Origin of the sequence: Brevibacillus sp. SKDU10, from assembly GCF_001645205.1 — a bacterium.
Lineage (GTDB): Bacteria > Bacillota > Bacilli > Brevibacillales > Brevibacillaceae > Brevibacillus_B > Brevibacillus_B halotolerans.
In genome coordinates, this window is sequence record NZ_LSSO01000013.1 from 16,786 (window position 1) to 29,708 (window position 12,923).

9 protein-coding genes are annotated in these 12,923 nt (G+C 43.1%); all 9 read right to left on the reverse strand.

Annotated features, from left to right (window positions below):
* Positions 1 to 45: 45 nt before the first annotated feature.
* The 9 genes from AYJ08_RS01675 to AYJ08_RS01715 all read right to left on the reverse strand — a co-directional run bounded on the left by AYJ08_RS01675 (position 46) and on the right by AYJ08_RS01715 (position 12,878).
* Complete coding sequence (locus AYJ08_RS01675) at positions 46 to 1,527, reverse strand: S41 family peptidase (RefSeq protein WP_064016339.1); 1,482 nt, start codon at positions 1,525 to 1,527, stop codon at positions 46 to 48.
* A gap of 83 nt (positions 1,528 to 1,610) precedes the next feature.
* Entirely contained in the window at positions 1,611 to 2,798 is a 1,188-nt protein-coding gene (locus AYJ08_RS01680; RefSeq protein ID WP_064016340.1) for a murein hydrolase activator EnvC family protein, read from the reverse strand.
* Between the two features lie 46 nt (positions 2,799 to 2,844).
* Positions 2,845 to 3,738, reverse strand: coding sequence for a permease-like cell division protein FtsX (gene ftsX / locus AYJ08_RS01685; protein ID WP_064016341.1), 894 nt, complete (start codon positions 3,736 to 3,738; stop codon positions 2,845 to 2,847).
* Positions 3,728 to 4,414: a cell division ATP-binding protein FtsE gene (ftsE, locus tag AYJ08_RS01690; protein ID WP_031413001.1), complete on the reverse strand. Its 687-nt coding sequence runs from the start codon at positions 4,412 to 4,414 to the stop codon at positions 3,728 to 3,730. The genes ftsX and ftsE overlap by 11 nt, the downstream gene beginning before the upstream one ends.
* Positions 4,415 to 4,798: 384 nt before the next feature.
* The gene (argH, locus tag AYJ08_RS01695) at positions 4,799 to 6,247 is read right to left on the reverse strand and encodes an argininosuccinate lyase (protein WP_064016342.1); all 1,449 of its coding nucleotides are present in this window, start codon (positions 6,245 to 6,247) and stop codon (positions 4,799 to 4,801) included.
* A complete protein-coding gene (locus AYJ08_RS01700; protein WP_064016343.1) occupies positions 6,244 to 7,533 on the reverse strand; it encodes an argininosuccinate synthase in 1,290 nt (429 codons plus the stop codon). The genes argH and AYJ08_RS01700 overlap by 4 nt, the downstream gene beginning before the upstream one ends.
* A 90-nt stretch (positions 7,534 to 7,623) precedes the next feature.
* Positions 7,624 to 8,595 (reverse strand): ornithine carbamoyltransferase, encoded by a 972-nt coding sequence (gene argF, locus AYJ08_RS01705; protein ID WP_064016344.1) that lies wholly within the window; start codon positions 8,593 to 8,595, stop codon positions 7,624 to 7,626.
* Positions 8,540 to 11,779: a carbamoyl-phosphate synthase (glutamine-hydrolyzing) large subunit gene (carB, locus tag AYJ08_RS01710; RefSeq protein WP_064016345.1), complete on the reverse strand. Its 3,240-nt coding sequence runs from the start codon at positions 11,777 to 11,779 to the stop codon at positions 8,540 to 8,542. The genes argF and carB overlap by 56 nt, the downstream gene beginning before the upstream one ends.
* Positions 11,772 to 12,878 carry a carbamoyl phosphate synthase small subunit gene (locus tag AYJ08_RS01715; RefSeq protein ID WP_064016346.1) on the reverse strand — a complete coding sequence of 369 codons (1,107 nt, stop codon included), beginning with the start codon at positions 12,876 to 12,878 and terminating at the stop codon, positions 11,772 to 11,774. Before AYJ08_RS01715 ends, carB begins: the two co-directional genes overlap by 8 nt.
* Positions 12,879 to 12,923: the final 45 nt, after the last annotated feature.

Consider the following 12,923-nt stretch of genomic DNA (forward strand, 5'->3'; position numbering starts at 1 on the left):
TACTTTCTACAGAATAGAAAGGTTTCCCTGCTTTTTTTCTTTGGATTATTTTACCTCAGACTGCGCAGTGATTTCCAATGCACGTTGCAATTGGCGATCGTTGTTCGGATCTCTCATTACTTTAATTAAAGCAGTTTGCATTGCTAGACCCGTCTTTTGATCTACTTTTCCCGTCACTTCAAGCTTGTGAGCCTGTTGGAACTTTTTCACTGCGGCTTCAGTAGAAGCATCATAATAGCCATCCAAACGATCTGGCTTCAATTGCAGACCTTCAAGAATTAATTGGAGGTTCTTTACTTCTATCCCATTCATATCGCGTGATAATACCTTATCATGCGGGAGCTGTGTTGCCTTAAAATAATCTGGCTGAGTGACAACCTCGTCAGGTTGGATTCCTTTTTTATGAATCCATTCCCCTTTAGGCGTTAACCATTTAGCAATTGTCAGCTTTAATTGGCTTTTATCCTTCATTTCCATCGTGTTCTGAACGGTACCCTTGCCAAACGTTTTTTCGCCAACCAATTTTGCGCCTGCACTCTCGGACAAGGCACCAGCTAAAATTTCGGAGGCACTAGCAGATCCTCCATCAATTAAAACAGTGATTGGATACGGTTTTCCCTTATCCGCTTTGGAATAAAACGTCTCTACCTGTTCATTATTATTTCCATAGGAGATTTCAACAATTTTAGCCTTATTAGGGATTAAGCCCTCGCTGATACTAGTCGTCGCTTTTAGATAGCCGCCTGGGTTACCACGAACATCAATGATTAATCCTTTAATGCCTTTTTTCTCTAGTTCGGCTAATTCTCTATTAAAATCGTCAGCCGTAGCACTAGCGAAGGAGGTCATTTCTAATTTCCCGATCTTTTTACCGTTACTCTCTAGGATAGAGCTATGGACGGTCTCAATTGGAATATCATCTCGAACAATCACAACAGTAATCGGTTCAGGATTTCCCGCACGCAAAATTTTCAGAGTAGCCTTCGTTCCTTTAGGACCACGAATTTTACCTACCGCTTTATGCAAATCTAAGCCTTCCAAAGATTCGCCATTAACGCTAAGCACCTGATCGTTTGGACGAAGCCCCGCTTTTTCCGCTGGGGAGGTTTTTATCGGTGATACGATGGTAAGCTTACCATTCTTCATTGTTACTTCTGCCCCAATTCCTTCAAATGAAGAATTAAGAGATGCATTAAATTCCGCTGCTGCCTCAGGATCCATATAGTCTGAATACGGATCATCCAACGCAGAGATCATGCCGTTGATGGCTCCCTCCATGAGCTTGTCATCAGCTACCTCATGCACGTAACGCGATTTGATTATTTTATATACTTCCTGTAGCTTGGCAAAGTCTTTGGGCGAACCTTGTCCACCACCAAGAGAGAAAAGACCGTTGCTCCCGCCAGCCACTACTGCATTTGTTGCAGAGCTTAACGGAACTGTTTTCACAGCAATCACAGTTAGAAGACTGCTGGTCAACATACCGGCTAGCACAAGGGCAAGCACCTTGCGTCCGTTCCATTTCATACTATACACCATCCTTTTTGTCTGCCATGGAAAAGCTATGCAACTAGTGTATGCAAAGTGGAGCTACAATATTTGCGACAATCCTAGCGGATGTATGGTGCTGGATCAACAGGTCGATTGTTTCTATACACGGTGAAATGCAGATGGTTACCAGTTGAGCGTCCAGTGGAACCTACCTCTGCAATCTTTTCACCACGTTTTACAGCTTGTCCAACACGAACTTTGATCCCGCCTTCACGAATATGCCCGTATAACGTACTGATTTCTTTATTGTGCTGTATAACAACTGCATTACCATATCCTCGCATCGTTGAAGCAAAAATAACGATACCATCCTCGGCTGCTTTAATCGTCGTTCCCCTTGGTGCTGCCATGTCTAATCCATCGTGCCCTGCGGCTTTGCCTGTGAATGGATCGGCCCGATAACCAAATGAGGAAGTAAGAACGAACGAGTCAAGCGGAACTCCCAATTTTCCACCTTTGTAATTACTTACACTGCTTAAATTGCGCTTTTCCAATAGCTTAGCAGATTCTGCTTGAATCATTGCTCTCATGGCTTCTTGTGCCTCTGCTTCGATTTCTATGAGATTGTTTTCTTTCTTCTTAAGCTCGGCTTTTATAACCACACTGCGATTATATTGTCGATCGAGCTCTTCTTTTAAATCTTCACTTTTTGAGAACATTGTTTTATAGGAAGCAAGTAAATTATCCACGTCTTTCTTCCGTTTTTCAATGGTTTGTTTATCCTTTTTGTTCTCCTCCAAAATCCGATTATCCTGTTCCACGATCAGCTTCATGCCGTGCATGCGTGTCAACAAATCGCCAAAATCCGAGGAGCCCATCAGCACATCCAGATAGGATACCTTACCTCGCTTATACATTGCTTTGACACGTGTTTTTAATAGTTCATCACGCTTAGCCACTCGATCTATAGCGGAATCTAAATCTTCCTGTGCAACCACAGCCTTTTTAGCTGTCAGGTGAATGTCTTTATCCAGCTTGTCCAGCTTCTGCTGTGTTTCTTCTCGCTTTAGATCGATGGCAAATAGTTCATGATCTAAATTTTTCTGCTCATTTCTCACTGTATTAATTTGATTCTTAATAGTGGTTACCTGTTGCTGTTGCTTCTTTTTCTGCGACCGAATTTGTTCTAGCTCTCGATTGATCGTTTGTAGAGATTTCTTGCTGGCATACCCCGCAGGAGCAGGCGCTAGTCCCCATGCCAGCATACTGGTCGCTAAAACAGAAAGAATGAGGTTATTCTTTTTCATTTCCACGTGCCCTCCCATAGCCTTATTCTATCAATTGCTCTATCATCTACACCTTCAAGAATTTGCGAACGGAAAGCATACTTCCCCAAATACCAATAAAAGCACCAATCCCTATCAATAACAGTCCTACCTGATAGGCAAACGGATTCATTGGCAATAAAGGAAGCATAGAGCTATACATACTAGCGTGTATTTGTTGCAATAAATAGTAGTAACCTACTGTAAGGATAGTAATAGGAATAATCGCTCCCATTACACCCATAAACAGACCTTCAACAAAGAAAGGCCAACGAATAAACCAGTTGGTTGCTCCTACTAACTTCATAATTTCAATTTCACGACGGCGTGCAACAATTGTTAGTTTAATCGTGTTAGCAATAAGGAACATCGCCGTGAAAGCTAATCCAATAATGAAGAAAATGCCTACATTACGCAAAATATTGGTCGCAGCAAACAAATTGTTTACCGTGTCCGCTCCGTAGTCGACATCTTCAATATGTTCCATCTCTTTGACCTGCTTAGCGACAAAATCTACATCTTTTGGTTCTTTGGTTTTCACCACCAATGCATCTGGCAGTGGATTTTCCTTCTCCAAGCCATCTAAAAGCTTCCCATTTTCACCTAGCTGCTCCCGCAAATCCTTTAACCCTTGGGCTTTTGGAACATAGGCAACGGTCTCTACAGCTGGCAATGCCTTCACTTGCTTTTGTAAGCTCTCCGCTACCGCCTTATCTGAGGTAACATCCATAAAAACACGTATTTCAACCTGATTTTCCACCAATTTTGCCATGTGATTAACATTTAGTGCGAGCAGTAAAAATACACCTAAGATCAATAATGTAATGGTTACGGCACTAACTGAAGCAAAAGTCATCCAGCCATTCCGTCCCAGATTTTTTACACCTTCCCGCACATGGCGTCCGTATGTACTAATCTTCATAACCGTATTCCCCTCTCTGTTCATCGCGGGCAATTTCACCAGCTTCAATCGCGATGACACGACGGCGAATCGTATTAACAATCTCACGGTTATGTGTTGCCATCACAACGGTCGTTCCACGCTGATTGATCTCTTCAAACAAGCGCATAATATCCCAAGAAGTTTCGGGATCAAGGTTACCCGTAGGCTCGTCCGCAATAATGATACTTGGATTGTTAACGATAGCCCGCGCCAAAGCGACTCGTTGTTGCTCCCCACCCGATAATTCTCCTGGCAGCATTTTTGCTTTATGCTTTAATTTGACAAGATTAAGCACATCTAAAACACGAGGCTTGATGCTCTTCTTATTCGCCTCAATAACTTCCATTGCAAATGCAACATTTTCAAATACCGTTAAAGTTGGCAATAGTTTAAAATCCTGAAAAACAACTCCGATACTGCGGCGTACATTTGGTATTTGTCTTTCCTTAATGCGACTGACATTAAATCCGTTTAAAAAGATTTGTCCTTTGGTTGGTCTTTCTTCCCGATACATTAATTTAATAAAGGTGGATTTACCAGCACCACTTGGACCTACAACATAAACAAATTCACCCTTATCGATTTTTACATTAATCCCCTTTAGCGCATTGGTGCCATTGGGATATGTTTTCCAGACATCATACATCTCGATCAAAAAAATCACACCCTACTATCGCTTATGTTCTTGAAGCATCAGAAAAAGACAAAAAATACTAGCATCTGATCACTTTTTCTATTATACCACTGAGTTTCCGTGTTGTTATCCCCTAATTATCGCATTTCTTGTCGGTAAAATGGAAAAAAACAACAAAAAATTGTGATCTTGTACCCACTTTTTCATATTGACAACTATTTTCTTACTTTTTTTACATAAGTTCTTTATTCAAAGAAATCCAGTATCTAGCCCATTATTGCATGAACTAATTTACATACAATTCTCCACTCATAGATATTTGTAACTGGAGAGTTCACAGCAAAAAGGACCAGCTTTCGATTAGCTGATCCTTATAACGTTTGCAAGTTTGCCCTCTATTTTTATCTATACCACAGGCGACTTAATGTCTACCAGCGCCTCCACCATAACCTTCTGACTATGTGTTGCGACCCAAGCCCTGTTTCCTTTACCTTTCTCCTGATAAAATTGAATCTGCTGTTCAACCTGTTGTTTAGCCGTTCCACCTAACACATTCCGTGCATTCACTACCGTATCAATATCTAGCGCTTGGTAGACATCTCGGTCGATGAGTGGGGAAAACTCACGGAACTCCTCTAAGGAAAGATCGAGCAAATATTTGTGACGTTCAATGCAATAGAGAACCGCATTTCCTACGATTTCATGCGCCTTCCTAAACGGAATTTGTTTCGTGACTAGATAATCTGCCAGGTCTGTTGCATTGGAGAAATCCTGGGTGACCGCTTTTCGCATCTGCTCCGTTTTAACCTGCATAGTAGAAATCATCGGCGTTAACAAAGCCAATGCTCCATGCAACGTCTCCACAGTATCGAACATGCCCTCTTTATCCTCTTGCATGTCTTTGTTATAGGCCAGCGGCAAGCCTTTTAGCACCGTTAGCATTCCGATTAAGTTTCCATAAACACGCCCTGTCTTACCACGCACAAGCTCTGCTACATCCGGATTCTTCTTCTGTGGCATGATGCTTGAACCAGTGCAAAATGCATCGTCTAATTCAATGAAGGAAAATTCCTGACTGCTCCAGATCACTAGCTCTTCGCACAAACGAGAGAGATGGGTCATTAATAAGGAAGCATGCGATAAAAACTCAACAATAAAATCTCGATCGCTGACCGCATCCATGCTATTTTGATAGATCCCGTCAAATTGAAGCATAGAGGCAACGAACTGCCGATCTATCGGAAACGTAGTCCCAGCAAGCGCCCCCGCTCCCAAAGGCAAGATATTTACCCTTTTAAACGAATCCTGCATCCGTTCCAAATCACGTTGCAGCATAGATACATACGCCATCAAATGATAGCCAAAAAGCACTGGCTGCGCCCTTTGCAAATGCGTATACCCGGGCATAACCGTTTCCAAATGATTCTGGGCTTGCTCTAATAAAGCCTGCTGCAGATACATGGTTAATTCGATAATTTCCATCAGTTTTTCACGCAGATATAAATGCATATCTAGCGCTACCTGATCATTTCTGCTTCTGCCTGTGTGAAGTTTCCCGCCTAAAGGTCCTATTTCTTCGATTAGTAGCTTCTCAATGTTCATATGAATATCTTCATGAGCGATTTCAAATTGAACCTGCTTCCGTTCAATTTTTTCTTTGACCTTTTTCAAACCAGCAATGATTTGACGCACCTCATCCATCGAAAGAATGCCACATTTTCCGAGCATTGCGACATGCGCCGAGCTGCCCACAATATCCTGACGCCACAATCTTTGGTCAAACGAAATAGAGGCTGTATATTCATCTACGAGTTGATTGGTTGGTTTAGTAAAACGTCCTCCCCAAAGTTTCATGGCTTAATCGCTTCCTTTTCTGTTTTACTTGTAGAAGGAGAAGCCGCTGAAGCAGAGTTGCTTTCAAGCTCGGAATGGTTTTCTTGTACAGAATTGCTATTAACCTGTGAATACACCTTTGTAGGCAAGCCCCACAATTTAATAAAGCCAAGTGCCGCCTTATGATCAAATTGATCGCCGGCATTATAGGTAGCCAACTCATGGCTGTACAAGGACGCATCTGATTTACGTCCGACTACAATGGCCTGACCCTTATGAAGCTTAACACGAACAGTACCTGTTACATTTGCCTGAGTCTCTTCTATAAATGCTTGCAGAGCAGAACGAATTGGGGAATACCAGAGACCCTCATAAATCACCTGAGCCATTTTTTGTTCCACGATTGGTTTAAATTGAGCGACTTCACGAGGCTGTGTCAAAAACTCTAGCTCCCGATGCGCTAGAATGAGTGTAGTAGCCGCCGGTGTCTCATATACCTCACGAGATTTAATACCTACTAAGCGATTTTCCACATGGTCAACCCGACCGACTCCGTGTTTGCCTGCTATTTTATTTAGAGCTAGAATGAGCTCAGCAAGCGTCATTGCTTCCCCATTTAAAGCAGTCGGAACACCTTTGGTAAAGCTAATCTCGATCTCTTCCGCTTGATCTGGAGCATCTTCAATCGAGGCCGTTAACTCATAAGCTCCCTCAGGCGGTGCAGCCCACGGATCTTCGAGAATACCGCACTCGCAGCTTCTTCCCCAAAGATTCTGGTCGATTGAATATGGGTTATCCAGATTAATCGGGATTGGAATATTATTTTTCTTCGCATACTCAATCTCTTCATCACGTGTCCAGCCCCACTCACGAACTGGCGCAACAATTTGAATATTTGGATTGAGGGCAGTAAAAGAAATGTCAAAACGGACCTGATCGTTTCCTTTACCCGTGCATCCATGAGCAACAGCTACTGCCCCCTCCTGATTCGCAATCTCAATCAAAATTTTAGAAATCAAGTAGCGAGACAGAGCGGATACCAATGGATATTTTCCCTCATACATAGCATTGGCTTGTAGAGCCGGCAAAACATATTCTTTCGCGAAAGCTTCCTTCGCGTCTATTACGATGGATTTATATGCACCAACTTGCATCGCTTTTTTTTGGATAAACTCCAAATCCTTCCCTTCCCCCACATCGAGGGCAACCGCGATCACGTCGTAGTTATAAGTATCTTGCAACCATTTAATTGCTACAGAAGTATCTAAACCACCAGAATACGCTAATACAATTTTATCTTTTTTCATCGTTGTCTCTCCATTTCGTAGTATTTTTTCTGGGTAATTATTCATATTGTACTATAAAATGACATTGGTTCCATATTAATAAGAAGGAATTTACATTACAGATGCCAACAATGCTTTTTGTGCATGGAGACGATTCTCCGCTTCTTCAAACACCACAGAATGAGGTCCATCGATAATCTCTGCTGTCACCTCTTCACCACGGTGCACAGGGAGACAATGCATAAAGATATAATCTGAATCGGCTCTGGATACCAGTTTTTCATTTACCTGATAGGCGGTGAAATCTTTCAAACGTTGCTCATTCTCTTTCTCAAAGCCCATGCTGGTCCATACATCGGTATAAATCACGTCTGCTTGATCAACAGCTTCATTTGCATCGTGAGTCATCATAAATTTTCCACCATATTGAGTAGCGTATTCCACTGCCTTTGCAGCAATAGCCTTTTGCATCTCATATCCTGGAGGTGTAGCAAGACGTACATCTAATCCGAGAATCAAGGCCCCTAGGGCAAGCGAATTTGCCACATTATTGCCGTCTCCGATGAAGGCTAGCTTAATTCCCTGCAATCTGCCTTTGTGTTCCTGTATCGTTAAAAGATCAGCCAAAGCCTGGCAAGGATGATACAAATCAGTTAGCCCATTAATAACCGGTACACTAGCATGCTTTGCTAGCTCTACGACATTTTCGTGAGCATGAGTTCGTATCATAATTCCGTCTACATAACTAGATAAAATTTTCGCTGTATCTGAAATTGTTTCACCGCGCCCTAGCTGTAGGTCTTTATCAGTCAGAAACAAACTGCTTCCCCCTAATTGATACATCCCTACTTCAAAAGATACACGAGTACGCGTGGAGGATTTCGTAAAGATCATCGCTAATGTTTTTCCAGCTAATGGTTGGTAGGCCGTGCCGCTTTTTTGCATCGACTTTATTTGACTAGCATAATGCAGTAGTTCGAGCATCTCCTCCCTACTCCACTCGTCAATCTGTAGTGTATTTTTTCCTCTATAAAGAGAGGGTTGAACGTCTGCATAGAGATCCAAGTTCTTCACAGGCTTCATTACTTTCGCTCTCCTTTTCTTGACAAATTTGTAAATAGGCCGCAAATGTCTCGACAACAGTGAACAACGTAATGCCATGCTGAACAGATAAGCTACGCAGTTGAAACCCTGTACGTTCTGCCTGATTTCCTTTTGTAGCGGTAATTAATGACGTTTGAATGAATCCAGCTTTAACCAACGACGTATAGTCAGCTAATCCTTTACATATTTGCGTAATTTCAATGCCGTGATTATTCAAAAACTGCGCCGTGCCCTCTGTTGCATAGATACGTACCCCCGATACTTTTCTTTCCCGAAGGTAGGGTAATACGCTTGCTTTGTCAGCATCGTTTAGTGAAAGAAATAGACCATCTCCACTAGCTAGCCGTTTATTCGCACCCTGTTTGTAGGCAAAAGCTTTACTGAATGCCTCTGTTACAGTTCGACCAAGTCCCAGAATCTCACCTGTAGATTTCATTTCAGGTCCTAATAAAGGGTCTACACCCACTAGCTTAGTGGAAGAAAACACGGGAGCCTTTACCACAAAAAAATGAATGTCTTCTGAAAGTCCTAGCTCATAGCCCATATCCGCTAAACGCTCCCCAAGGGAGACTAGCACAGCCAATTCCACCATCGGGATATTGGTCACCTTACTCGTAATTGGCACTGTACGAGAAGCACGTGGATTTACCTCTAACACATAAACATTTGAATCCTGTAGGACGAACTGGAGATTCATAATCCCGATTGCTTGCATTTCCTTAGCGATTTTCTTGGTATAGTGGACTATTAGTCGCTTTTGTTGTTCTGTGAGATGCTGGGCAGGAAACAAGGCAATACTATCTCCTGAATGTATTCCCGCTTTCTCAACATGTTCAAAAATTCCGGGAATTAATACATCATAGCCATCCGTTATCGCATCTAACTCGACTTCGATACCCGATATAAATTGATCGATCAGCAAGGGAAAACAACTGGTGTCAACCTGTTCATCAATCCAGCCTTGCATAGCTGCACGCAGCTCGCCCTCATCATGCACAACCGTCATTCCTTGGCCTCCAATAACGTAGGAGGGGCGCAGCAATACAGGATAGCCAATGCTAGCAGCAACCTGAATCGCCTCTTCTGTGGAATAGACTCCCCTCCCTGGTATGTGGGGAATATTTAGCTTTTGGAGCATCTGATAAAACAGTTCTCGATCCTCGACCCGTTTCATTTGCTCTAAGGCTGTTCCCAAGACGGTCAGCCCCGCTTCTTGGATAGCACCAGCCAGGTTAATCGCAGTCTGACCACCGAATTGGACGAATACCCCACCTACTTCTTCTTGCCTAGCTACATGTAGCACATCTTCAATATGCAAAGGCTCAAAATAAAGATGATCGGCCGTTTCGTAATCGGTACTCACTGTCTCTGGGTTATTGTTAATCACAATGGCTTTCAGCTTCTGTTTTTGCAAAGCCTTAGCTGCATGCACAGAGCAATAATCAAATTCAATCCCCTGCCCAATACGGATGGGCCCCGAGCCTAGCACCAATATTTTTTTTGCTGATAAAGATACCACCTCATTCTTGCCTTGCCATGTGGAGTAATAATAAGCTGTCTTTGCATCAAACTCTCCCGCACACGTATCGACCATGTTATAGACCGGCATGAGACCCCATTTCTGACGCATTTTCCAAATTTCACTTACAGGAAGCTTCATCATCCAGGCAATCGTCTGATCGGTAATGCCAATTTCCTTACAAGCTCTCAATTCTTCCATACGCAACGTGTCTTTGCATGATGCTTTCAACCTTTTCTCCCACTGGATAATGGACTTAATATGATCTAAATAGAAAGGGTCAATTTCTGTTTTCATGTGAAGCTCTTGTATACTCATACCCCGACGTAACGCTTCTGCTACAGCAAATAAACGAAGGTCCGTGGCAATCTTTAATAGTTTCTCCAACTCCTCCAAAGATAGAGATGCAATATCCTTTCGGTAGAGATAATGACAGCCAATTTCTAAAGAACGGAGAGCTTTTAACAAAGCAGCCTCAAAAGTTCGAGCAATGGCCATTACCTCGCCTGTTGCTTTCATTTGTGTTCCTAGATTGCGGTCAGCTAATGGGAATTTATCAAAGGGCCAACGTGGAATTTTGACAACTACATAATCCAATGCTGGTTCAAAGCTAGCATAGGTATAGCCGGTGATAGGGTTGAGCACCTCGTCCAAGTGATAGCCCAATGCTAATTTTGCAGCGATCCTTGCGATCGGATAGCCTGTCGCTTTGGAAGCTAAGGCTGAGGAACGACTAACCCTCGGATTTACTTCAATGAGGTAATAGCGATCTGAATGTGGGTCTAAGGCAAATTGAATATTACAACCACCCACTACACCTAACGCTCGAATCACTTTGGTAGAAACACTGCGTAGCATCTGATATTGACGATCTGTTAAGGTTTGAGAAGGCGCTACAACGATACTATCTCCCGTATGAACACCGACTGGGTCTATATTTTCCATGTTACAAACGATCATGCAGGTATCATTTGCATCTCGCATGACTTCATACTCAATTTCCTTCCAGCCCTTCACACTTCTTTCCACTAGCACCTGTTGTATTGGACTTGCTGCCAGTCCTTGTTCAGCGATCTGTTCGAGAGCCTGTTGATCAGAAGCAATTCCTCCTCCTGCTCCTCCAAGTGTATAAGCTGGACGAACAATCACGGGATAACCAATCTGATCCGCAAAATGTAGAGCTTCCTGTATAGTACTCACTGTTATGCTTTCAGGAACAGGTTCATGAATGTTATTCAACATTCGTTTAAATAACTCGCGATCCTCACCGTTCTGAATAGCAGTCAAGGGAGTCCCTAGCAAAGCTACTCCAAAGCGATCTAATACGCCTGCCTCAGCTAATTCCACAGCCAAATTAAGTCCTGTCTGACCGCCTAGTGTTGGCAGCAATCCATCCGGTCGTTCCTTTTGTATAATTTTTGTGATCGAAGTGACAGTTAATGGTTCCAGATACACCTTATCTGCAATCTGCTCATCGGTCATGATAGTAGCTGGATTGTTATTCACCAGCACAACTTCTACGCCTTCCTCCTTCAGCGAAAGACAAGCTTGTGCCCCGGAATAATCAAACTCCGCTGCCTGCCCAATCACAATCGGACCCGAACCGATTACCAGCACTTTATGAATGTGTTGTTGTTTAGGCATAATGCTTCGCTCCTATCGTTTGAACCGACTCCAAGAAGGTCGCAATAATATGTGAGGTATCATCTGGTCCCGGATGTGCTTCTGGATGGAATTGCACGCTCATAATGGGCAGATACATATGTCGTAGCCCTTCCACACTGCCATCATTTACATTTCGGTAGGTGACCATTAGGTTTTGCTTATCTAATCCCTCCTCCTTCACCACATAGCTATGATTCTGCGAAGTTATATATACTTTACCAGTGCTCAGCTCTTTTACAGGATGGTTGCTTCCGCGATGCCCAAAGGGAAGTCGTTCTGTCTGTCCACCAAACATCAATGACAATATCTGATGCCCCAAACAAATTCCTAATGTCGGAAATGCTTCGGCTAATTTACGCCATTGTGGACAATATTTTCGTAATTGTTCAGGGTTACCAGGCCCATTGGAGAAGACGATACCATCTGGCTGTAGGGCCCTAATTTCCTCCATACGCGTCTGATAAGGTACAACCGTTACCTTGCAGCCAAGCTTTAACAGGGCTTGCAAAATAGAGTGCTTCATACCCAAATCAATGACTACAATATGCTCCCCTTCTCCTCGATAGGTGATGGACCGGGTTCTGGAAACATGCTCTACAAAAATGCGCTCCTCCTGACGAAGCTTATGCAAAGCAATCTCCTCTGCTGTCATGGGCTGATCAGCTAGAACACCGTAAAGCAGACCACCCTGCCGGACCTTTTGTGTAATCGACCGTGTGTCTACTCCAGCTAAAATAGGGAAGCCGAACTGCTTTGCAGCCGCATCTAGAGATATCCGGGAACGAAAATGGCTAGGGTTTTGACAAAGCTGACTAACGACCATGCCAGAAATAGCAGGCTGAGTTGATTCATAGTCGATTTCATTAACACCATAATTCCCAATCAACGGATAGGTGAAGGTGACGATCTGACCATAAAAGGAAGGGTCGCTCATCACCTCCTGATACCCAGTCATTCCTGTATGAAAAACCACCTCTCCGTATGAGGTAAGTGGTGCTCCATATAGCTTGCCTGCAAATACTTCTCCGCTCTCTAACGTAAGAAAACCTGTATTGTTGCTCTGTAAATACTTATCCAACGCAACCAGCTCCTATCGGCAAAAAGTTACCAACACTCCACTTTA